Source organism: Pseudoalteromonas sp. T1lg75 (genome assembly GCF_002964705.1).
Classification (GTDB): domain Bacteria; phylum Pseudomonadota; class Gammaproteobacteria; order Enterobacterales; family Alteromonadaceae; genus Pseudoalteromonas.
The window spans coordinates 177,144-201,018 of record NZ_PQCD01000022.1 but is presented as its reverse complement, the minus strand read 5'-3'; the positions used below and the strand labels follow the sequence as shown (position 1 = coordinate 201,018).

The 23,875-nt window shown below is 48.7% G+C and carries 19 protein-coding genes; 11 read left to right on the top strand and 8 right to left on the bottom strand.

All coding sequences use genetic code 11. The annotated features are described in order from the left end of the window. Positions 1–26: 26 nt before the first annotated feature. The 4 genes from C2M36_RS06270 to sucD all read left to right on the top strand — a co-directional run bounded on the left by C2M36_RS06270 (position 27) and on the right by sucD (position 6,562). Positions 27–2,840 carry a 2-oxoglutarate dehydrogenase E1 component gene (locus tag C2M36_RS06270; protein ID WP_105254187.1) on the top strand — a complete coding sequence of 938 codons (2,814 nt, stop codon included), beginning with the start codon at positions 27–29 and terminating at the stop codon, positions 2,838–2,840. A 10-nt stretch (positions 2,841–2,850) separates the two neighbouring features. Further along, on the top strand, positions 2,851–4,344 hold the full coding sequence (gene odhB / locus C2M36_RS06265; RefSeq protein ID WP_105254186.1) for a 2-oxoglutarate dehydrogenase complex dihydrolipoyllysine-residue succinyltransferase: 1,494 nt from the start codon (positions 2,851–2,853) through the stop codon (positions 4,342–4,344). Between the two features lie 179 nt (positions 4,345–4,523). Further along, positions 4,524–5,690: an ADP-forming succinate--CoA ligase subunit beta gene (sucC, locus tag C2M36_RS06260; protein ID WP_105189712.1), complete on the top strand. Its 1,167-nt coding sequence runs from the start codon at positions 4,524–4,526 to the stop codon at positions 5,688–5,690. Continuing rightward, on the top strand, positions 5,690–6,562 hold the full coding sequence (sucD, locus tag C2M36_RS06255) for a succinate--CoA ligase subunit alpha (RefSeq protein WP_105189713.1): 873 nt from the start codon (positions 5,690–5,692) through the stop codon (positions 6,560–6,562). The genes sucC and sucD overlap by 1 nt, the downstream gene beginning before the upstream one ends. Positions 6,563–6,627: 65 nt before the next feature. Here sucD and C2M36_RS06250 read toward each other — a convergent pair whose 3' ends face one another. After that, positions 6,628–7,530 (bottom strand): LysR family transcriptional regulator, encoded by a 903-nt coding sequence (locus C2M36_RS06250; RefSeq protein WP_105254185.1) that lies wholly within the window; start codon positions 7,528–7,530, stop codon positions 6,628–6,630. A 148-nt stretch (positions 7,531–7,678) separates the two neighbouring features. Here C2M36_RS06250 and hutH point away from each other — a divergent pair, with 148 nt between their 5' ends. Continuing rightward, complete coding sequence (gene hutH, locus C2M36_RS06245) at positions 7,679–9,172, top strand: histidine ammonia-lyase (RefSeq protein ID WP_105254184.1); 1,494 nt, start codon at positions 7,679–7,681, stop codon at positions 9,170–9,172. A 14-nt stretch (positions 9,173–9,186) separates the two neighbouring features. Beyond that, on the top strand, positions 9,187–11,187 hold the full coding sequence (locus tag C2M36_RS06240; protein WP_105254183.1) for a urocanate hydratase: 2,001 nt from the start codon (positions 9,187–9,189) through the stop codon (positions 11,185–11,187). Between the two features lie 231 nt (positions 11,188–11,418). Here the strand turns inward: C2M36_RS06240 and C2M36_RS06235 are convergent, their stop codons facing one another. After that, positions 11,419–11,754, bottom strand: a complete 336-nt coding sequence (locus C2M36_RS06235; RefSeq protein WP_105254182.1) for a zinc ribbon domain-containing protein YjdM — start codon at positions 11,752–11,754, stop codon at positions 11,419–11,421. A gap of 312 nt (positions 11,755–12,066) precedes the next feature. Between C2M36_RS06235 and C2M36_RS16785 the strand changes: the two genes are divergently transcribed. The 5 genes from C2M36_RS16785 (at position 12,067) to C2M36_RS06215 (ending at position 15,604) form a co-directional block, all read left to right on the top strand. Next, the gene (locus C2M36_RS16785) at positions 12,067–12,492 is read left to right on the top strand and encodes a hypothetical protein (RefSeq protein WP_158678861.1); all 426 of its coding nucleotides are present in this window, start codon (positions 12,067–12,069) and stop codon (positions 12,490–12,492) included. A 127-nt stretch (positions 12,493–12,619) separates the two neighbouring features. Continuing rightward, the gene (locus C2M36_RS06230; protein ID WP_105254181.1) at positions 12,620–13,159 is read left to right on the top strand and encodes a hypothetical protein; all 540 of its coding nucleotides are present in this window, start codon (positions 12,620–12,622) and stop codon (positions 13,157–13,159) included. Positions 13,160–13,285: 126 nt separating this feature from the next. Beyond that, entirely contained in the window at positions 13,286–13,597 is a 312-nt protein-coding gene (locus C2M36_RS06225; protein WP_199883017.1) for a transposase, read from the top strand. Beyond that, positions 13,552–14,451 (top strand): IS3 family transposase, encoded by a 900-nt coding sequence (locus C2M36_RS06220; RefSeq protein ID WP_105254180.1) that lies wholly within the window; start codon positions 13,552–13,554, stop codon positions 14,449–14,451. Before C2M36_RS06225 ends, C2M36_RS06220 begins: the two co-directional genes overlap by 46 nt. Before the next feature lie 55 nt (positions 14,452–14,506). Next, positions 14,507–15,604: a DUF4241 domain-containing protein gene (locus tag C2M36_RS06215; RefSeq protein WP_105189727.1), complete on the top strand. Its 1,098-nt coding sequence runs from the start codon at positions 14,507–14,509 to the stop codon at positions 15,602–15,604. Between the two features lie 189 nt (positions 15,605–15,793). On the opposite strand, the gene C2M36_RS06210 is transcribed toward C2M36_RS06215, so the two are convergent. The 6 genes from C2M36_RS06210 to C2M36_RS06185 form a co-directional block, all read right to left on the bottom strand. Next, positions 15,794–18,580 (bottom strand): M16 family metallopeptidase, encoded by a 2,787-nt coding sequence (locus tag C2M36_RS06210; protein WP_105254179.1) that lies wholly within the window; start codon positions 18,578–18,580, stop codon positions 15,794–15,796. A gap of 248 nt (positions 18,581–18,828) precedes the next feature. After that, a complete protein-coding gene (locus C2M36_RS06205) occupies positions 18,829–19,488 on the bottom strand; it encodes a CoA transferase subunit B (RefSeq protein WP_105199024.1) in 660 nt (219 codons plus the stop codon). A gap of 11 nt (positions 19,489–19,499) precedes the next feature. Beyond that, a complete protein-coding gene (locus tag C2M36_RS06200) occupies positions 19,500–20,201 on the bottom strand; it encodes a CoA transferase subunit A (RefSeq protein WP_105254178.1) in 702 nt (233 codons plus the stop codon). An 18-nt stretch (positions 20,202–20,219) separates the two neighbouring features. Next, positions 20,220–21,131, bottom strand: a complete 912-nt coding sequence (locus tag C2M36_RS06195) for a hydroxymethylglutaryl-CoA lyase (protein WP_105254177.1) — start codon at positions 21,129–21,131, stop codon at positions 20,220–20,222. Continuing rightward, positions 21,131–23,095 carry an acetyl/propionyl/methylcrotonyl-CoA carboxylase subunit alpha gene (locus tag C2M36_RS06190; protein WP_105254176.1) on the bottom strand — a complete coding sequence of 655 codons (1,965 nt, stop codon included), beginning with the start codon at positions 23,093–23,095 and terminating at the stop codon, positions 21,131–21,133. Before C2M36_RS06190 ends, C2M36_RS06195 begins: the two co-directional genes overlap by 1 nt. Before the next feature lie 3 nt (positions 23,096–23,098). Continuing rightward, entirely contained in the window at positions 23,099–23,875 is a 777-nt protein-coding gene (locus C2M36_RS06185; RefSeq protein ID WP_105215900.1) for an enoyl-CoA hydratase-related protein, read from the bottom strand.

Sequence of the window (23,875 nt, the reverse complement as noted above, 5' to 3'; positions counted from 1 at the left end):
TCTGCGCTAGATAAAAGGGCTTATAAATGCACGATGGTGTGATGAAGGCATGGCTAGAGTCTTCTCATCTATACGGCGGCAACGTTGCTTATGTTGAGGAGCTTTATGAAGCATATCTTGATGATGTGACTTCAGTGCCAGAAGAATGGCGTGTAGTGTTCGAACAACTTCCAAAAGTGGAAGGCGTGGATGTAGAAACCAAGCATTCACAAGTTAGAGCCGAATTCGCCGAACTGGCAAAAAATAAACACCGAGAAGTAGTTATTGCAGAAGGGGGTCAGGGCGACCCGAAACAGATTAAAGTTCTGCAACTTATCAATGCTTTTCGTTTCCGTGGTCATCAAAATGCGAACCTTGACCCCTTGGGTCTATGGCAGCGTGAACGCGTACGCGATTTAGACTTAGAATTCCACGGCCTTTCCAAAGAAGATTTCGATACCGAGTTTTATGTAGGTTCATTCGCCGCCGGCGGTGAGATGATGAAACTGGGTGATCTATATCAAGCACTTAAGACTACTTACTGTGGTTCTATTGGTGCTGAATACATGCACATCACATCGACCGAAGAGAAGCGTTGGTTACAACAACGTCTTGAATCGGTGCAGGCTCGCCCGCAATTCGATAGCGCCACCAAAAAGCGTATCCTTAAAGGTCTGATTGCTGCCGATGGTCTAGAAAAGTACCTGGGTGCTAAATTCCCAGGCGCCAAGCGTTTCTCTCTTGAAGGTGGTGACGCCCTAGTACCTATGCTGAAAGAGCTGATTCACCGTGCCGGTGAAAGCGGTCAGCAAGAAGCGGTTATCGGTATGGCCCACCGTGGTCGTCTAAACGTGCTTGTAAACGTACTGGGTAAGAACCCGTCTGCCTTGTTCGACGAATTCGCCGGTAAGCACAATGACACGCTAGGCTCGGGTGATGTGAAATATCACATGGGTTATTCTTCAGATTTCGCAACCGCTGGCGGCAGTGTTCATATGGCACTTGCATTTAACCCGTCGCACCTTGAAATCGTTAACCCGGTTGTGATGGGTTCGGTGCGCGCTCGTCTAGACCGTCTAGGTTGTGAAAGCGGTTCAAAAGCACTGCCAATTACCATTCACGGTGACTCGGCTATCGCCGGTCAGGGTGTGGTACAAGAAACTTTCAATATGTCGCAAACCAACGCCTTTAAGGTAGGTGGTAGCGTACGTATCGTGGTTAATAACCAGGTTGGTTTCACTACCTCTAACGCCGAAGATACCCGTTCAACAGACTACTGTACCGACATCGCGAAGATGGTTCAGGCGCCGATTTTCCACGTTAACTCAGACGACCCGGAAGCGGTTGCCTTTGTAACGCAAATCGCCCTTGATTTCCGTAACCAGTTTAAGCGCGATGTGGTTATCGACTTGGTGTGTTACCGACGTCACGGTCACAACGAAGCCGACGAGCCAAATGCAACGCAGCCGTTGATGTATCAAAAAATCAAAAAGCACGCGGTACCTCGTGAAATCTATGCACAGCAGTTGATTTCTGAAGGCCTGTTCACCGAACAAGAGATCAAAAACCTGATCGATAGCTATCGTGCCGGTTTGGATGATGGTCACTGTGTGGTTGAAGAAATTGAGCCAGAGACTAAGCACTCATCTGAGTGGTCTAAGTTCGTTGGTCACGATTGGGATACGCAATACGATGCCAGCGTGCCGGTTGAGAAGCTTAAAGAGCTTGGTAACAAGGTCGCTTCATACCCAGAAAACCATAAGGCACAATCGCGCGTTAAGAAAATTTACGACGATCGTAAGGCCATGGCTGCCGGTGACAAAAAGCTGGACTGGGGTATGGCGGAAACGCTTGCCTATGCAACCATGGTAGAAGAGGGCACGGACATCCGCCTTACGGGTCAGGACTCGGGTCGTGGTACCTTCTTCCACCGTCACGCGGTTGTACACAACCAGACCGACGCCTCAACCTACTTGCCACTGCAGCATATCAGCGAAAACCAAGGCGCCTTCGAGGTGTACGACTCGGTGCTTTCTGAAGAAGCGGTACTGGCATTTGAATACGGTTATGCCACGGCAGAGCCAACCTCACTGGTTATGTGGGAAGCACAGTTTGGTGACTTCGCTAACGGCGCTCAGGTTGTATTCGACCAATTCCTAAGCTCGGGTGAGCAAAAGTGGGGCCGTCTGTGTGGCCTAACCTGTTTGCTACCACATGGCTACGAAGGTCAGGGCCCGGAGCACAGCTCGGCGCGTCTTGAACGTTTCCTTCAGCTGTGTGCGGATCACAATATGCAGGTGTGTGTACCTTCGACTCCGGCGCAGGTTTACGCCATGCTTCGTCGTCAGGCGGTACGTCCGCTTCGTCGTCCGCTGATCGTAATGACGCCAAAATCGTTGCTACGTCACCCGCTGGCGGTTTCGTCACTGGAAGAGCTTTCTGAAGGCGTATTCCACAATATGATCGATGAGATCGATGATCTCGATGCGAAGAAAGTTGAGCGCGTGGTGTTCTGTAGCGGTAAGGTTTACTACGAACTACTGCAAGAGCGTCGCAAGCAAGAGCTCGATAATGTTGCCATCGTGCGTGTTGAACAACTTTACCCATTCCCGCATCAGGAAATGGCGAATATTGTTGAGCGTTACAGCCATGTGAAAGATTTTGTATGGTGTCAGGAAGAGCCGCAGAACCAAGGTGCTTGGTACTGCTCGCAACACCATTTCTGGAATTCAATTCCAGAGGGTGCAAACCTGACATACGCAGGTCGTAAAGCCTCTGCAGCTCCTGCATGTGGTTATATGGCCGTCCATACTAAAGAACAACAAGCGTTAGTCGCTGACGCGCTTACCATTAAAAAATAAGGGATAAGAGATGACCACAGAAATCAAGGTTCCTGTTCTTCCTGAGTCAGTTGCAGACGCGTCAGTCGCAACATGGCACGTGAGTGTTGGCGACAAAGTTAGTCGCGATCAAAACCTGGTTGACATCGAAACCGACAAGGTTGTTTTAGAAGTAGTTGCACCTGCCGACGGTGTGATCACTGAAATTAAAGAACAAGAAGGCGCAACAGTGCTTGCCGAGCAGGTAATTGCCATTATCGGTGAAGCTGATGCCGCTGACGCTGGTTCTGAGCCAGCTCCATCTGAAGACAAAGCCGCTCCAGCCGCTGCTGGCGCACAAGAAGGTAAAGAAGTGGATATTAAAGTTCCTGTACTTCCAGAATCTGTTGCTGATGCAACAATCGCTACATGGCACGTACAACCAGGCGAAGCGGTAAGCCGCGACCAAAACCTGGTTGATATCGAAACTGACAAGGTTGTTCTTGAGGTGGTAGCACCTGAAGACGGCGTGATGGGTGAGCACATCCATGGCGAAGGCGAGACGGTACTGGCCGAGCAAGTGATCGGTAAGATGAAAGCCGGTGCTTCTGCTGGCGCTGCGCCTGCGGCGGCACCTGCAGCCGACGCATCAAGCGATGAGAGTGCTGCTGACGCGCTAACTCCTTCTGTACGTCGTTTAATTGCCGAGAAAGGTCTTGATGCTTCAAAAATCAAGGGTTCTGGTAAGAACGGTCGTGTAACCAAAGAAGACGTTGATGCCTTCATTAAGAGCGCGCCTGCTAAGCAAGAAACTGCTGCAGCTGCGACTCCTGCGCCTGTTGGCAACCGTACACAAAAACGCGTTCCGATGACACGTCTGCGTAAGACCATTGCTAACCGTCTACTTGAAGCGAAGAACTCAACGGCCATGTTGACGACCTTCAACGAAGTAAACATGAAGCCTATTATGGATCTTCGTAAGCAATACCAAGAGGTATTCGAAAAGCGTCACGGTACGCGTCTTGGTTTCATGTCTTTCTACGTGAAAGCGGTAGTTGAAGCGCTTAAGCGCTTCCCAGAAGTAAATGCGTCAATTGACGGTGATGATATTGTTTATCACAACTACTTCGACATCAGCATCGCGGTATCGACTCCGCGTGGTCTGGTGACGCCAGTTCTTCGTGACTGTGACAAGCTATCACTTGCTGAGATCGAAAAGGGCATCAAAGACCTGGCGATCAAAGGCCGTGACGGTAAGCTAACTGTTGAAGATATGACGGGTGGTAACTTCACCATCACTAACGGTGGTGTATTTGGTTCACTACTTTCAACGCCAATCATCAACTTACCGCAGTCTTCAATTCTAGGCATGCACAAGATCCAAGACCGTCCAATGGCGGTTAACGGTAAGGTAGAAATCCTACCTATGATGTACCTAGCACTATCGTATGACCACCGTCAAATCGATGGTAAAGAGTCGGTAGGCTTCTTGGTAACCATCAAAGAGATGTTAGAAGATCCTACGCGTCTTCTACTAGACGTATAAGCGTCATATTTGCATAAAAATTAAGCTGCGGCTCTTGCCGCAGCTTTTTTTTGCCACCTTTAGTCGTACTAGGGTTTTCAAGCATTGCCATGAGAACTATACTAGGTGCGCAATTTGGGAGGTTGAATAAATTGCATATTTATTCAGCTCTTTTAGTACAAAAAATTGGATAAAGCATCATGAATTTGCATGAGTATCAGGCAAAACAACTTTTTGCCGAATATGGTTTACCAGTTTCTGAAGGCTACGCATGTGACACGCCTCAAGAAGCTGCTGAAGCCGCTGATAAAATCGGTGGTGACAAATGGGTTGTTAAATGTCAGGTTCACGCCGGTGGCCGCGGTAAAGCGGGCGGTGTAAAACTTGCTGACAGCAAACAAGAGATCAAAGATTTCGCTCAAAACTGGTTAGGTAAAAACCTAGTAACTTACCAAACTGACGAAAACGGTCAGCCAGTTGCTAAGATCCTTGTTGAAAGCTGCACAGACATTGCTAACGAACTCTACCTTGGTGCTGTTGTCGACCGCGCTTCACGCAAAGTTGTTTTCATGGCGTCAACTGAAGGCGGTGTTGAAATTGAACAAGTTGCAGAAGAAACGCCTGAACTAATTCACAAAGCTGAGATCGATCCTCTAGTAGGTCCTCAAGCTTACCAAGGCCGTGAACTAGGCTTCAAATTGGGTCTTAACCCTACACAAATGAAGCAGTTCGTTAAGATCTTCCTAGGTCTTGGCAACATGTTCATCGACCACGATTTCGCTCTACTTGAAATCAACCCACTGGTAATCACCGACGAAGGTAACCTTCACTGTCTAGACGGCAAAATCGGTGTAGATGGTAACGCGCTTTACCGTCAGCCTAAGATCCGCGCTATGCACGATCCTTCGCAAGAAGACGAGCGTGAAGCTCACGCGGCTCAGTGGGAGCTTAACTATGTTGCTCTAGACGGTAACGTAGGTTGTATGGTTAACGGTGCTGGCCTAGCGATGGGCACTATGGACATCGTAAACCTACACGGCGGCAAGCCAGCTAACTTCCTAGACGTTGGTGGCGGCGCGACTAAAGAGCGTGTAGCTGAAGCATTCAAGATCATCCTATCTGACGACAACGTTAAAGCTGTTCTAGTTAACATCTTCGGCGGTATCGTACGTTGTGACATGATCGCAGAAGGCATCATCGGTGCTGTTAAAGAAGTTGGCGTAAACGTTCCTGTAGTTGTACGTCTTGAAGGTACTAATGCTGAACTAGGTCGTGACGTTCTTGCTAACTCAGGTCTAGACATCATTGCTGCAGAATCTCTAACAGACGCTGCTGAAAAAGTTGTTGCTGCTGCGGAGGGCAAATAATGTCTGTACTAATTAATAAAGACACTAAGGTAATCTGCCAAGGTTTCACTGGTGGTCAGGGTACTTTCCACTCTGAGCAAGCAATCGAGTACGGAACGCAAATGGTAGGTGGTGTATCACCTGGTAAAGGCGGTCAAACTCACCTTGGTCTTCCTGTATTCAACACAGTACGTGAAGCGGTAGAAGCGACTGGCGCAACTGCATCAGTTATCTACGTACCAGCTCCTTTCTGTAAAGATGCAATCCTTGAAGCTATCGATGCTGGCATCGAGCTAATCGTTTGTATCACTGAAGGTATCCCAACGCTAGACATGGTTGACGTTAAAGTTAAGCTTGATCAAACTGGCGTTCGCATGATCGGTCCTAACTGCCCAGGTGTTATCACTCCGGGTGAAACTAAGATCGGTATCATGCCTGGTCACATCCACAAGCCTGGTAAAGTAGGTATCGTATCTCGTTCTGGTACGCTTACTTACGAAGCGGTTAAGCAAACTACTGACGCTGGCTTCGGTCAGTCTACTTGTGTAGGTATCGGTGGTGACCCAATTCCTGGTACTAACTTCATCGACGTACTAGAGATGTTCGAAAAAGATCCGCAAACTGAAGCTATCGTAATGATCGGTGAGATCGGCGGTACAGCTGAAGAAGAAGCGGCAGCGTACATCAAAGAAAACGTCACTAAGCCTGTAGTATCTTACATCGCTGGTGTTACTGCTCCTCCGGGCAAACGTATGGGCCACGCTGGTGCCATCATTGCCGGTGGTAAAGGTACTGCTGACGAGAAGTTCGCAGCCCTTGAAGCAGCTGGCGTACAAACTGTACGTTCACTTGCCGATATCGGTAAAGCGCTTAAAGAGAAAACCGGTTGGTAATCTCCGCATAACGCTTAAAAAAAACCCGCCACCTGGCGGGTTTTTTGTATCTGCAATACGCTTAATTACGTCATGGCATTGTGACAGCGCTTCATTTCGTCTATCAGCGCCTGTGCTAACGGTGAGGCGGAATTACTTTTTGAGGTGATCAACACCACAGGAATGGTATAGCGATACACCTCGGGCAGGATGGCCTTAAACAATCCCTTGTCCACCCAATGCTGGGCATAATGTTCGGGTAGATAGCCGATAAACTTCCCGGATAAAATCAAATGGCCGATGCCTTCGTCATGATAGGCGATGGCACTGTTTTGATAATTTAAACCGTCATTTCGGCTTTCCCTGTCGCGCATATAGTTACTGGTGATCACCTCTGCATCTTGCAAGAGGTCGGTAACGGCGGACGTTTCACAGTCAAACAGAGGATGGCCCTCGGCGCAATACAGGTAGTTGGTTTCATCATGGAGTGGGAAATAGTCTAGGCCTCTTAAGTGATGGCGGCTTACGCCTATGCCTACCAGCGCACGACCATTGACCACAGAGGTTTCCACCTCGCGCGCCTCACACACATTGATATCGAACTGAACGTTGTTGCCTCGCTCTTTAAGTTCGGCGATGACGTGCGCAACGGCGCAGCGCGGGTCGCTGACCAAGGTATCTATGATGGCCAGGCTGACCCGACCCGATAATTCATTTTTTGAGGTCGCGACCGTGCTGGCAAAGGCCTCGCATTGCTGTAACAGCTCCAAAGAGGCCTGATAGGTGATGCGTCCGGGCTCGGTGAGTTCGAAACCGCTGCGCCCGCGTTTACAGAGCTTAATGCCCAGGCGTACTTCTAAGTCCGATAAATGTGAACTAATGGTGGAGCGGCCAATGTTTAGGCGCGATTCCGCCGCCGCCAATCCGCCACATTCGACAATCGCAACAAAGATGCGTAGTAAGCGTAAATCAACATCATGAACTTGCACCAGACCTCCTTACTGTTTGTTATAAGATTTAGTTCGATAAAACCGGAATGAATTACGATTATTATGTATTTATAAAACATCTCTGGCAAGTTAGCATGGCCGTATTAAGCAGTATTGCTTCGCACAGACAACGAGTTAGGAGAATAAGATGACGTTTAGATATGGTGTAGACCAGCTAAATCTTGACATTGTTAATGGTATCGCCGATGGCAGTATTAAAGCCGAGCTTTGCCAACAAGCACTGGATAAAATTAATAAGAGTCGCCAGAATGTTGATGTGATGGCCGCTTCCGATAAGGCCGTATACGGTATTAATACCGGCTTTGGTCCTTTGTGCGATACGCAAATCTCACCAGAAGAAACCCATCTTTTACAAAAGAACCTATTGATCACCCATGCCGTGGGTGTGGGTGAGCCTATCGCCAAATCAATTTCAAAATTGATGCTGATCACTAAGGTACATGCCCTAAGTCAAGGCTTTTCGGGTATTCGCCTGGAAGTGGTTGAACGCATGTTGGCCTTCCTAGAGCTAGATCTTATCCCCGTGGTACCAGAGCAGGGCTCGGTCGGTGCATCAGGTGATCTGGCGCCGCTTTCACATCTATTTCTGCCACTTATCGGCGAAGGTGAATTCTGGCAAGACGGTAAACCTGTACCAGCGGCACAACTGCTTGAAGCCAATGGCTTAGCGCCGCTTGAGCTGCACGCGAAAGAGGGCCTGGCGCTTATCAATGGTACGCAGTTTATTTTGTCTCACGGTATCACCGCGCTGACCAAGATGCGCTACCTGCTTGATTTAGCCGATTTAGCCGGTGCCATGAGCATTGAGGGCATGCAGGGCAGTGCTTCACCGTTTAGGGAAGAGTTGCATGCAACCCGTCCTTTTGAGGGGAACATCGAAGTGGCCAAGCGCATGCGTGCCTTCTTCAAAGACTCACAGAACATGGCCTCGCACACCGACTGCGACCGCGTGCAAGACCCTTACTCACTGCGTTGTATCCCGCAGGTACATGGTGCATCACGTAATGCCTATAACCACCTAAAAGAGCTGGTAGAAATCGAGATGAACTCGGTGACCGATAACCCAATCGTGATCAGCTCAGAAGAAGCGATTTCTGGCGGTAGCTTCCACGGACAGCCATTGGCCATGGTATTGGACTATGCATCCATAGCCGCCGCCGAGCTTGGCAACATCGCCGATCGCCGTTGTTACTTAATGCTTGAAGGCCTGCACGGTCTGCCGCGTTTATTGACTACCTCCGGTGGCCTTAACTCGGGCATGATGATCCCTCAGTATGCGACGGCAGCCTTGGTAACAGAGAATAAATCACTGTGTTTCCCACCTTCAGCAGACAGTGTGCCTACCTCTATGGGCCAGGAAGACCACGTGTCTATGGGCAGTATCTCGGGCAGAAAACTGAATCAAATCCTAGGTAACCTGGAAAAGATTTTTGCCATCGAATTGATGTATGCGGCACAAGCTATCGAGTTCCGTCGTCCGAATAAATGCTCTGAAATCATCGAAGAAAACTTCGCCATTATTCGTGAAAAGGTGGCCAAGCTTGAAGAAGACCGTCTGCTTAAGCCGGATATCGATGCCATGATTGAACTAGTTAAATCACAAGCGTTTAGCGTGAACTAAGGGGGCTAATTACAATGAATTTCCAAGAACAAATTAAACAAGGTATTCCCAGCGTTTTACCTGAGCCTAAGCCATATCCGGCCGGTGTTAACCGTGCGCCAAAGCGTAAAGACATTCTTAGTGCAGACGAAAAACAACTGGCGGTGCGTAACGCCTTGCGTTACTTCCCCAAAGAATGGCACCAGGAGCTTGCCGCTGAATTTGCCGAGGAACTGAAGCAGTTTGGCCGTATTTACATGTATCGTTTTAAGCCTAACTACGACATGAAGGCACGCTCGGTCTCTGACTACCCGGCTAAATGCGAGCAAGCCGCGGCCATTATGTTGATGATCGACAACAACCTGGATCCTGCTGTTGCACAGCACCCCGAGGAGCTGATCACTTACGGTGGTAACGGTGCGGTATTCCAAAACTGGGCTCAGTACCTGTTGACCATGAAGTATCTGAGCGAGATGGAAAAAGACCAAACCTTGCACATTTACTCGGGTCACCCAATGGGACTGTTCCCATCATCAGAAGATGCACCGCGCGTGGTGGTGACTAACGGTATGATGATCCCGAACTACTCCAAGCCGGATGACTGGGAGAAGTTCAATGCTCTGGGTGTGACTCAGTACGGGCAAATGACCGCAGGTTCATTTATGTATATCGGTCCGCAAGGTATTGTACACGGCACTACCATTACGGTGATGAATGCCTTCCGTAAGGTGCTTGAGAAAGGTGAGAGCCCGCAAGGTAAGATCTTCCTCACCGCCGGTCTGGGCGGCATGAGTGGTGCGCAGCCAAAAGCGGGTAACATCGCCAACTGTATTACCGTGTGTGCCGAAGTGAACGCCAAGGCCGCCATTAAGCGCCACCAGCAGGGTTGGGTTGATGAGCTGATCGACAACATGGATGCGCTGATTGAACGTGTTCGTCAGGCGCAAGCTAATGAAGAAGTGGTGTCTATCGCCTACGTGGGTAACATTGTAGATGTGTGGGAAAGCTTCTACGAGCAAGACATCTTTGTTCACCTGGGTTCAGACCAAACCTCACTGCACAACCCATGGTCGGGCGGTTATTACCCGGTTGATATCTCGTTTGAAGAGTCAAACCGACTGATCCGTGAAGAGCCTGAAGTATTCAAGGTTAAGGTACAAGAGACCTTGAAACGTCATGCCGATGCGGTAAACAAGCACACGGCCCGTGGTACCTATTTCTTTGACTATGGTAATGCCTTCTTATTGGAAGCGTCGCGCGCCGGTGGCGATGTGATGGCCGAAAACGGCATCGACTTTAAATATCCGTCGTACGTGCAGGATATTCTTGGTCCTATGTGTTTTGACTATGGCTTTGGTCCATTCCGTTGGGTATGTGCCTCAGGTAACCCAGACGATCTGGATAAAACCGATGCCATCGCCGCAGAAGTACTGAACAAGATCATGGCCGAATCGCCGGAAGAAATTCAGCAACAGATGCAGGACAACATCACCTGGATCAAAGACGCCAAGCAAAACAAGCTGGTTGTGGGTTCACAGGCGCGTATTCTTTATGCCGACGCCCAAGGTCGTATGGAAATCGCGAAAGCCTTTAACGATGCCATTAATCGCGGCGAAATCGGTCCGGTCGTACTAGGTCGTGACCACCATGACGTGAGCGGCACCGACTCACCGTTCCGTGAAACATCAAATATCTATGATGGCAGCCGTTTCACCGCGGATATGGCGATTCACAACGTGATCGGCGACAGCTTCCGTGGCGCAACCTGGGTCTCTATCCATAATGGTGGCGGTGTAGGTTGGGGCGAAGTAACCAATGGTGGTTTCGGTATGCTGCTTGATGGCAGCGAAGGTGCCGAGCGTCGCTTGAAATCTATGCTGTTGTTCGACGTAAACAATGGTATTGCACGCCGTAGCTGGGCCCGTAACGAAGAAGCCAACTTCGCGATTAAGCGTGAAATGGCCCGTACGCCTAAGCTGAAGGTAACCTTGGCAAACCTGGTTGATGACGAGATCCTCGATAACTTGTCATTCTAATTTGCCAAGCAAATGTAATTTAAAAAGGAAGCCTAAGTGCTTCCTTTTTTGATCTGCTTTAAGTTACTTACGGGTATCTGATGGAATGAGGTCAACAGCGTAGTAAATCGGGAGAGGGGTTATTACTTTAGAGATATGTGAGGCGACTTAAGCGCTATGTATTGAAGGCATATATAAAATAAAACGCCACTTTTTCTCAGTGGCGTTTTTATATGTAGATCAGGTAGTACCTTAGGCTTTTTTGACGAATTTGGCGGTGATCATCATCTCGCCAACGCCATCAACCTTACAATCCAGTTCGTGGTCTTTGCTGTCTTTGATGCTGCGTATCTGCGCCTTGGTGCCTATTTTCATCACCATGGAGCTGCCTTTGACCTTAAGGTCTTTGGCCAGTGTCACCTTATCGCCGGCATTCAGTTCGGTGCCGTTGGCATCTTTGGCGGTGATAAGCTCTTCTTCGGCCAGTTGCTCCGGATCCCACTCATAGCCACACTCGGGGCAAATAAGCTGATTTTGATCTTGATACACATAGGGAGAATTACAATTTAAACAAGGTGGGTGGGCCATAATGCAGGAGCTCTTTAGTTACTGTGCGCCAATAATAAAACTTCTCAGCAACGGGATCGAGTGCGTAAGTGAAAATAAGTGATGAATGAGGCCATAAAATATGTAATAGAGGGATAATTACATAGCAAGACAGGGCTCGAATAAGTGAAGGCTCGTTTTTTATGACTTTTTCTTGATTGCGTGTGAGAAAAACACCTGATAACTTAATGTTATTATTAAATAAAATCTTTATTAGTGAGAGTTACTCCTGCTGTGGATAACTTCCTTAACCGGGAATTCGCACTAATAAGCTGTTATGTGCAAAGGGATTTCGTGCGAATATATCTAATTTTCATTGCTATTGCTTTGACTGCATGTGCTAGCACTAATGAGGCGGAATACGCTTCATTTAGAGTGGGCTCTGACCATTTTGACTCTTTTCAAAGTACATTTGAACGCTCACTTTGTGCTGATGGCAGAGAAAAAATAATAATATCACTGAGTCTAAATAAGTCAGAAAAGGCTGAACTAGTCAGACTCGCAAAATTAGATATTGCGGAGGGCAATTCAGGTTCAGGTGACTTGGAAAAAATATGTGTCAGTAGCTTTCCTTATGAAATTACAGTTGGGGTTCAAGGAAAAACATCAACCACAACATGCTTTTCGCCTATTGGCGACGACGAATCACGGGTTGCTAAGTTTGTATATTCATTAGAAAGTGTGCAAAAGTTACCAAAATCACAGTGTAGATTTTACTAGTTTGCACATAACAAACTGTTTAAAGTGGACAAAATTGCGTTGGCTTGGTTTTGCTCCGCTTCACATTTTAGCCAACACAATTTTGCCCATTAACAGGGCGTTAGCTTTCTTTTGAGTATGGAGAAAAATGGTAGGGTATAGATGGACATGTCAGGCTTGTCAGGCCGGCAATGAACCGAACGTGGATAAGTGTGAATTTTGCGGTTGTCCAGCGAATGCAGGAACTGAAGATATTGAAAAACACACCAATCCAGAAGGCTTCAAGAAAAAGAAAGCAAAAGAGCAATATTCAAAATCATTGGTTATCTATTTCTATATCCCCTTTTTTGCCGCAATTCATGCTGTAAATGGGAGTTATGAATCTCTAATTATTCTTTTGGGTATAACGGCTGTTGTTAGCTTTAAAAATATTAAGCTACTTACTCACATTTGGGGTGATAATTGGGCTCGTTCTAGTTTAATCACAATATCGAGTTTATTCTTGGCGTCTATACTAGTCAGAATTTTTCTCATCCCCGACAATAGTGACTTCGTTTGGTGGTCGGTATTATTTTATTTTCTACTAGCGCTGTTTTCTTTCTATTACTTTTTTAACAGCAAAAATGGTAAAAGAGTTTTCAGTGAATATTACGCGAAAGCTAACAAGCCACTGAAGCGGGACTCGTAACCGTTGGCTCGGTTCCGCTTCGCTACACATTTTAGCCAACTATTACTCGCTCCTTAGTGGGGCGTTAGCTTCAGGACTTACCCAAAAAAAGTAGACACCTTCTATAGTTAGAAAAAGAGGTGTCTCATGACTAAAAAGAAAAGAACCCAGGCCTATACCGAAGAATTCCGTCGCGAAGCAGTGCGCCGTGCGGAATTACAGGGTAATACCAATAAATCCGTCGCCGAAGAACTGGGGATCAGCGCCCAGCAAATCTATAACTGGCGCAGGCAATTCAACCGTCTTTCCGACAAGCAATTTAATACCGTTCAAGGCGTCGATTACTCGAAACATGAAAGCGAGGAGTTACGCCGTCTTAAGCGTGAGCTGCACGACCTGAAAGAGGAAAATGAATTCTTAAAAAAGGCAGCCGCGTACTTTGCGAAAAGCCAGGAGTAAAGTACGCGCTGATTGCGCAGTATGTAGGCCAGTTCCGGATCACCTTGATGTGCAGAGCATTGAAGGTTTCACGCTCTGGCTTTTATCGTTATTTAAACCGAAAGCCGAGCTATAAAGCACAGAAACACGCTGAGTTGGCCCATCATGTGAAAGAGACGTATGAGGTTTTTAAGGCTCGCTACGGCGCGCCCAGGATAACGTATGAACTAAATGCCAGCGGTGTTCGATGTAGCCTCAATACTGTTGCTAAAATCATGCAAAAACTGGCTCTCAAGGCCAGAACCGGCAAGGCGTTCCGATACAGTCACAGCAGCTATTCAAACTCGAATGTAGAAGAGAATGTGCTTGCCCAGCGGTTCACCACAGAGCGTGCCAACAGGAAATGGGTATCAGATATCACCTATATCCGTGTTCGCGGCCAGTGGCTTTACCTAGCAGCTGTGATGGACCTGTTCTCCAGGGCGATTGTCGGTTGGGCATTAGACACGTCGATGACGGTTAAGCTGATTTCCGATGCTTTCAACATGGCACTGGCCCGCAGGCAGGTTAAACCGGGTTTGATGCTTCACTCAGATAGAGGCGTGCAGTACCGTGCGGTGGCCTATCAGGATTTAGTGCGTTCATCGGGCGCGATAATAAGCATGAGCCGAAAGAGCAATTGCTGGGATAATGCGGTGATGGAATCCTTCTTCAGTCGCCTCAAAGTTGAGCTGATTTATGCCGAGAAATTCCACTCGATACAACACGTTAAATCCTGTATGTTTGAATACATTGAAATATTTTATAACCGCAAACGACGTCACTCTGCGTTAGGCTATCTCAGCCCGCTGGAGTATGAGCAACGGTTTGCGTAATAACCTGTCTACTTTTGATGGGGAAGACCAGTGAAACCGGAATTCGAAATCGAGCATGAAAAATATATTTAATTTCTTTAAAAAAACGAATAGTTTCAGTGACCGAGTAGATTCTCCTGAAGATAGAGTCAAAGCGTTTATTTCTCACTGGCATGAACAATGGTCGAAAGCCCGAAAAAAAATGGGCGAAAATGTAGATTTCGATTATTGGGGTAATCAAATATCGGAAGTTGATGAGACCCACTTCATTACTGGCCGAAGTTCAGGATCTAGAAATTCTATTGGCTTAGCACCTGATTATGATCCTAAAACAGAAAAAATAACAGAATGCGAAATTGATGGAGAAATCGCTCAAGTATTTACGGAGATTTACCAAGAGTCACGTAAGTTCTCAAAGTATCACGTTTATGAACTTGTGCGTGATGTAGAGAGTGGCTGGAAAATAACTGATATATTTACACTCTTTCACCCACCTAAGAGTTCTGTCATCGATGTTAATAAGCATGCAGAAATCCTAGCTATGAGCAGCGAAGATGCTCCTTTCATGGAGAGAGCGAAACATATAGATCTCAATGAAAATACTCTTTTTCAAAAAGTTCGCAATATTAAGACCCCACATTTAGATGAAGGTGAGGCAAGATTGGAACGAATCGGAAATCTACGAATCAGTTCCGGGGTTGTCGGTATTTTAGATTTTGGCTATGACATTTACGACTTTGAACCTCTGCATAGAAAAATAAAGCCAGGGGAGTACCCAGTAGAAACAGTCACAATACATGACCGGGTTGCTGGTATTCGAGTCAAATTCAGCGATAGCGAAGAACCAATAAAATGGCATGCAGCTAACACTCCAAGTGGTAACGGAGTTTATGGCGTAGATGCAGGGAATTTAGCTATATTTGATGTGAGTAAGCTCATGGTATTAAACAGAATAGGGAAAGAAAAAATCTTTAATGGATGGTGCATTTCAGGCAAGCCTGAATTAGTGTCAATGACAAGCACGAATGACTGCGTTATATCCACAAGTGGCTTTGGTGATGGCGCTTATCCTGCATATTGGGGTGTCAACAAACAAGATGAAGTAATCTCTCTATATATCGATTTCATGATACTTGTAAAAGAGAATGAAAACGGCATATATGAATCAATCTAAATCACCTTATAAAGTGCTGCTAGGGATAAACCTACGCTGCGCTCCGGTTTGCCTCAGAGCAAAGCGCAAAGCGTTTCCACCACTCACTCTTCGCCCACAGCCTGCTCTGAGCATCAATCTCTATAAACAACCCATAAAAAAGCCCCGGCATACGCAGGGGCTTAATTTTTCAAAGATTAAACTCAGTGCTTAATCCAGGTAAGTTACTTCACCTAGATTTAGACTTTCGATTTGCTCTTTGATCTTGGCTACATCACCGACGATCACCCAGGTCAGTTGCTCAGGCTTAATCACCTTCTTGGCCTCGGCGGCCAGGGTTTTGGTATCCGGCTTACGAACCAGCTCGGCGTAATTTTCCAGATAGGTGACGTCACGGTCTTTACTGTAGGCATCCGCCAGTGAGTTAAGCAGTGACCACTTCTTCTCATAACGACCGGGTAGCTTAGCCGTTTTATTCGATACCACCTTGGCCAGCTCTTCATCGGTGGCCGGTTTATTGCCGATATAACCATTGAGTTCTTTTAGGATTTCCTGAATAGACTCTTTGGTTTTATCGGTTTGCACCGGTGCATAAACAAAGAAGGGGCTTTGTGCATTGGTATCCATAAGAATGGTGCGCGCGCCATATGACCAACCCTTGTCTTCACGCAGGTTCATATTCATGCGCGAGGTAAAGCTGCCGCCTATGATGGTGTTCATCATATCCAGGGTTACTTCATCCTGAGCGCTTAATGATTGGCTGTTTGGACCCAATAGGCCAGAGATGATCAAGGACTGCGGCGACTCAGGCTTGTTCAATACAAATACCCGTGCTTTTTCAGGAATGGCCACATCGGCGATATCAAGTTTCGGTGCCGCTGTTTGTGGTTTTTCCCAGCTTGCCAAAGCCGTTTCCAAGGATGTTTGTAGTTCGGCTTTATCGATATCACCAACCACTACTAAACGGCCCAGATCCGGACGTAACCAGGTCGAAGTAAAGGCTAATAAGTCATCACGACTGATTTGCGCGACCGATTGCTCCGTGCCTGAGCCGGTTAGCGGCTTACCATAAGGGTGGTTTTCGCCGTATAGCAGCGGCGGTAAAACGCGCAGGGCATTGGAGCTTGGGCTCGCCTTTTCCTGCTTAATACCTTGAAGCAGCAGTTTACGTACACGCTCAATGTCGCTATCGGCGAAGCGAGGCTTTTGCAGCACATCGGCAAACAGTGCCAGGCTTGGCTGCCAGTTGGTGGTCATGGCCGACATCATCACCGAGGTTTTATCCAATCCGGCATTGGCCGAGATGGACGCACCTAAAGATTCGAGCTCGGCAGCCAGTTGCAACGCGTCGCGCTCGCCGGCACCTTCATCAAGCATGCTGGCGGCGAAATTGGCAACACCAGGCTTGTCGTTAGCATCGGTGGCGGTACCGCCGGCAAAGTCTAAACGAATGTTGATCACCGGGGTATCGCTGCGTTTAGCCAGTACCACTTCTAGGCCATTGCTCAGGGTAAAGCTGTCAACATCAGGAAGGTCCAGGGCAGGGACGTCACCGGCGCTGGGTACACCCGTGCTGCGATCCACGCCTTGTTCATTGGCGCTCAGTTCGGCAAATGGGTGCACGGTCAGTACAAAGTCACCGCTGCTCAACCACTTGTTTGCCACCATCTGAATGTCGCTGGGCGTCGCATTGGCGCTAATGCTAAATGCTTCTTTATAATAGGCAGGGTTGTTGTGGTAAACGGCGCCCGAGGCCAATACGTCTGACTTACCGCCAAAACCACCCACGCCTTCCACATTCTTCACCCAGCCGGCGGCATTGGCAAACTTAATGCGGCTTAGCTCTTCTGCCGTTGGGCCCTCGGCGATTATACGAGCAACCTCTTCATCGATAATGCGTTCAATTTTGTCGATATTGTCTTTATCCAGGGCATCGACACCGATCATAAGCTGACCGGCCAGGGTGCGCTGATAGTTAAAGGCAAAGACGCTTGAAGCCAGTTGCTCGTCATACACCAGGCGCTGATACAGACGAGAGTTTTTACCGCCGGCCATGACATCGCTTAACAGCGACAGGTATTCACCATCGACACTGCCTTTTTCCGCCGTGTTCCAAACCTTTAGGATACGTGAGGCTGGCACGCGGTCTTGCATTACTAAACGAGTTTGCTCGTCGCGTTTGGCAATCCATTTTTGCAGCTTGGCTACCGGTTTACCCGGCTTAATATCGCCAAAGTACTTACCTACTTTTTGTTTTGCCGTCTCAACATCGATATCACCAGCAAGCACTAACACAGCATTGTTCGGGCCGTAGTAGTCTTTAAACCATTGGTGTACGTCGTCTAACGACGCCGCGTTTAAGTCTTCCATTGAGCCGATCACAGACCAGGAGTAGGGGTGACCTTGGGGGAAGGTATTCTTCCAGATGTTGTCCCACATGGTGCCGTAAGGTTGGCTTTCGCCCTGGCGCTTTTCGTTTTGTACTACGCCGCGTTGCTCATCGAGCTTGTCCTGCGTGATGGCGCCAAGCAGATGACCCATACGCTCAGATTCCATCCACAGTGCCATGTCGATTGCTGGGGTAGGCACGTTTTGGAAGTAGTTGGTTCTGTCTGAGTTGGTGGTACCGTTTTGCTCGGTGGCACCGGCACGCTCGAACGGACCGAAATACTCGTCGTCGTAGTTTTCGGTGCCGTTAAACATCAGGTGTTCAAACAAATGGGCAAAACCGGTTTTGCCGACGTTTTCATTTTTGGCACCCACGTCATACCAAACGTTGACAGCAACTATGGGCGCCTTGCGATCGGTATGAACGATAACCTTAAGGCCGTTATCCAGGGTAAATGAATCATATTTGATATCGACAAACGGATAATTAGCGGCATTTTGTGCAACTTGTTGTTGCTGCGCCGTGGTTTGTGTATCGCTGGTGGCGGAGCAGCCACCGAGGGAGATCATCACTGCCACACTCAGGGCACTGAGGGTCATCTTATTCATAGGGATCCTTATTAATCTAGTTGATGTCCTGAGCAGCAATTTACCACTATATCGGGAACGGCGACATTGAACGCGTTAATCTGTAGCAAGAAAGATGTAAGGAAATGTTTAATGGTGAATTTACACCGGGAAATAGGCGAAAAAAAACCCCTCTTGCGAGGGGTTTTGGGTAACACAGTGCCAACTAGCACTGGGAATGAGGTCGGTACATTTACGGGTATGCCCAAGACACTCTGTCAGGCTATCCGTTAGTCAAAGCTCATTTCTGGCACATCGCCTTCGACGATGAGTTTACCCGCTGTTTTGCTGATAATTTCATCAACACTAACACCCGGGGCGCGCTCTAGCAAATGGAAAGCGCCGTCTTTGACTTCTAACACGGCCAGGTCGGTTACTATTTTTTTCACACAATTCACGCCGGTCAGTGGCAGTGAACACTCTTCTAGTAACTTAGAGTCGCCGTGTTTACTGGCATGGGTCATGGTAACAATAATGTTCTTCGCGCCGGCTACCAAGTCCATAGCGCCGCCCATACCTTTGATTAACTTCTTCGGGATCATCCACGAGGCAATGTTGCCGTGCTGATCAACTTCAAATGCACCTAAGACCGTCAAGTCTACATGACCACCGCGGATCATGGCAAAGCTATCGGCACTATTAAAAATCGCTGCACCTTTAGCTGCTGTAACGGTTTCTTTACCCGCATTGATCATGTCTGCATCAAGCTCGTCCTCGGTTGGGTAGGGACCCATACCCAGCAGGCCGTTTTCCGATTGCAGCATGACTTCAATGCCTTCGGGTACATAGTTCGCAACCAGGGTAGGGATACCAATACCCAGGTTTACGTAATAGCCGTCGGCCAATTCTTTGGCAACACGTTGAGCAATTTGTTCACGATTTAATGACATCTCGAATCTCCTTAGGCTTTACGTGTGGTTACGCGTTCGATGCGCTTTTCAAAGTTGCCCTTGATTACGCGGTTTACATAAATGCCTGGGGTGTGGATTTGACTTGGCTCCAGTTCACCCGGCTCAACGATTTCTTCTACCTCGGCCACGGTGATCTTACCGGCAGTGGCAGCCATAGGGTTAAAGTTCATCGCCGTGTGGCGAAATACCAGGTTACCGTAACGGTCTGCTTTCCACGCTTTAACGATGGCAAATTCACCGGTAACGGACTCTTCAAGAATATACGGGCGACCGTCAAATTCTTTTACCTCTTTGCCTTCGGCAACTGGAGTACCGTAGCCGGTGGCGGTATAAAATGCCGGAATACCCGCGCCGCCGGCGCGCATTTTCTCTGCCAGTGTGCCCTGAGGGGTCAGTTCTACTTCCAGCTCGCCGTCAAGCAGTTGCTTTTCGAAAAGGGCGTTTTCACCCACATAAGAGGCGATAATCTTCTTGATTTGCTTGTCTTGAAGCAGCACGCCTAAACCGAAATCATCAACACCACAGTTGTTAGAAACCAGGGTAAGATCTGTGGTACCCATGCGCTTAATCTCGGCAATTAGGCCTTCGGGGATGCCGCACAGCCCAAAGCCACCGGCGATAATGGTATCGCCGTCTTTTAGTCCTGCCATGGCATCGGCATAACTTGTTACTACTTTATCGAATCCGGACATGTCTAAGCACTCCTAGGTTTATTGTTCTTGGTCACATTGGGCAAGTATGGCATTGGCCACCTTGCTCTGGGGCTGCTTGTTCAGCGCCTTGCAAATTGTAGCGCCTGCTTGGGCCAGTGTTTTTAAATCAATTCCAGTGTCTATGCCAAGTTTTTGTAACAGATAGACCACATCTTCGGTGGCAACATTTCCTGACGCACCTTTGGCATAAGGGCAGCCACCCAGGCCTGCTACCGCACTGTCAACGGTGCTAATGCCCATTTTTAAGGCGGCATAAATGTTACTGATGGCCTGGCCATAGGTATCGTGAAAATGCACCGCAAGCTGGCTTGCATCCAGATGCTCAAGCAACAGGGCAAGCAATTGCTCCACCTCGTTTGCCGTACCCACGCCTATGGTATCGCCGAGACTTACCTCATAGCAGCCCAGAGCCAACAATTGTTTACACACTTCAAGCACTTGCTCAGGCGCAACCGCGCCCTGGTAAGGGCAACCCAGGACGCAGCTGACATAGCCGCGAACCTTAATGTTGTTTGCCTTGGCAAGCTCTACCACCGGGCGGAAGCGTTCAATGCTTTCACTGATTGAACAATTGATGTTCTTTTGCGTAAAGGCCTCGCTGGCCGCGGTGAAAATAGCAAACTCGCCCACGTCGGCTGCCAATGCCAATTCCGCGCCTTTTAAGTTTGGCGTCAAGGCACTGAGCAACACATCATCATGGCGCTCAATGGCGGCAAACACCGCACTGGAGTCGGCCATTTGTGGCACCCATTTAGGCGATACAAAAGCACCGCCCTCAATATGCTTTAATCCCGCCTTGGCCAGGCTGTTGATCAAGGTCACCTTGTCTTCAAGGCTGACATTGACCTCGTTTTGCAGGCCATCACGAGCACCTACCTCAACGACACGCACCTGTTGTGGAAAGGCCATTAGCTTTGCTCCTCAACGATAGCAAGCAGGGCACCATGGCTGACCAATTCGCCCTCGCCATAGCAGTAGCTGCTCAGCACGCCATCAAATGGCGCATTAAGGGTATATTCCATCTTCATGGCTTCCATCACTACTATGGCATCGCCTTGTTTTACCTCGGAGCCAATATCCAGCAGGTGTTTTACCACCGTGCCGTTCATAGGCGCAGCAAGGGCATCGCCACCGCTTTGCTCAGCGCCGACATAGTGCTTAGAGGTCAGGGCAAAGTCATACTGAGCACCTTGATACATAATGCTCAGTGCTTCGTCATCGATTTGTGCATCGGCGCTTAGGCGCTGACCGTCGACTACGGCAACATAGTGGCCGTGACTTTGATACTCACCACTCAAGCTATGGCCTTGGCCATCGATATCGACTTTAATTCCGGTAGATGTCACATGCAGCATGACCTGATGATCCGCTAGCGGCACGGTGATCTCATTAATTGAATTCAGTTTAAAGCCAGATAGGCTCTGCCAAGGTGAGGTTGCAGCCGAGGCCTTGCTTGTACCTTGCAGGTGACAATAATACACCCAAGCAGCCATGGCTAAGGCATGGGCATCGGCCTGTGGTGCCTGAGTCAGGTTGTCACAGTTATTGTCGATAAAATGGGTGTCCATGGTGGCGTCTTGCAACGGCTGCGACTCGCACAGGGCCACGAGGAAGCCGGTGTTGGCTTTAACGCCGCCAACATAGGTATGACGCAAAGAGCGCTCTAGCAATGACAGCGCCTGCGCTCGGTTATCGCCTTTGACGATCAGCTTGGCAACCATGGGGTCGTAGAAGGAGCTAATCTCATCGCCACAGGTAACGCCGGTATCAATACGCACGTTCGCATTTTGCTCCGGGAAGCGTAAATGCGTTAGACGTCCGCTTGAAGGCATAAACTGCTCGCTTGGGTCTTCGGCGTATAAACGGGCTTCAAAGCTGTGACCTGTGATTGTTACCTGCTCTTGCGTCAGAGGCAGGGTGTCACCACCGGCAATGGCGATTTGCCATTGCACCAGGTCCACGCCCGTGACCATTTCGGTAACCGGGTGCTCTACCTGCAAGCGGGTATTCATTTCCATAAAGAAGAATTCCTCGCCACACAGCAGGAACTCAACCGTACCGGCACCCACATAGTCGATTGCTTGAGCACAGCGTACCGCCGCTTCCCCCATGCTTTTACGCATGGCGTCACTCAGGCCGGGAGCGGGGGCTTCTTCAATCACTTTTTGGTGGCGGCGCTGCAATGAGCAGTCGCGGTCGCCCAAGTACACGCAGTTGCTGTGTTTATCGGCAAATACTTGTACTTCCACGTGACGCGGATTATCGACATAACGCTCAATCAACACCAGGTCGTTACCAAAGCTGCTGATCGCTTCGCGCTTGGCACCTTCCAGGGCACTGATAAAGTCTTTTTTATCCCGTACTACGCGCATGCCCTTACCACCACCGCCATAAGCGGCCTTGATAAGTACAGGATAACCGATTTTATCGGCCTCATCGCTGAGGAAAGTCGGGTCTTGGTTGTCACCGTAATAGCCGGGTACCAAAGGCACATTGGCGCCAGCCATAATTTCTTTGGCGCGGGTTTTTGAACCCATGGCTTCGATGCTTTTGGCGTAAGGACCAATAAAGGTAATGCCTTTTTGCTCGCACTGGGCGGCAAAGGCCTCATTTTCAGAGAGGAAGCCATAACCCGGGTGAATGCAGTCGGCGCCGGCCTGTTCGGCCACGGCAAATAGCTTGTCCATATCCAAGTAAGACGACTTACTCGGTGCCGGGCCTATGTGGTAGGCGCTGTCGGCCATTTGTACGTGCTGAGCATTGGCATCGGCGTCGGAATAGACGGCAATGGTGTGCATGCCCAGCATTTTGGCGCTGCGAATTACGCGACAGGCGATTTCACCTCGGTTGGTAATAAGAATTCGTTTTAGCATGAGTTATCCTTGTTGTTGCCAAGCCGGCGCTTGTTTATTGAAAAACGCGTTTAAGCCCGCTTGCCCTTCGTCGCTTACGCGAATGGCGGCAATGCGCTCGGCGGTTAAATGGCGCAGGTCGGCATCAATGTCCTTACCGGCAACGTCATTAATTAAGTTCTTCGCTGCTTTAACGGCCATGGGACCGTTGTCGGTAATGATATCGAGGAATTTGTCACATTCCGCTTGCAGGTCTTCACACACTTCGTGGATTAGTCCCATGGCGTGCGCTTTGTCGGCGTTAAAGACCTCTGCGGTTAAGAAGTAACGTCTGGCGTTACGCTCGCCGATGGCTTTGATCACATACGGGCTGATCACAGCCGGGATAAGGCCAAGTTTTACCTCTGACAAACAGAATTTGGCAGTCGGGTTGGCAAGGGCAATGTCACAACTGGCGATTAGACCCAGGGCCCCACCAAAGGCCGCGCCTTGCACCAAACAAATGGTTGGGTGCGGGCAGGTGTGCAGCACATGCATGAGTTTGGCAAGCTCCAGCGAGTCGGCGACGTTGTCCTCGAACGAGTTGTCTTTCATGGATTTCATCCAATTCAGATCGGCACCCGCTGAGAAGTGTTTGCCTTCGCTATTAAGCACCAAGGCACGAATATCCAGTGTGCTTGCATGCTCGATTAAGCGGATCATTTCGCTTATTAGCGCATCGTCAAAGGCATTGTGCTTTTCTACGCGCTGCAGCGTAAGCGTGGCGATACGGCTTTTACTAATATTGAGTGTAACTGACAT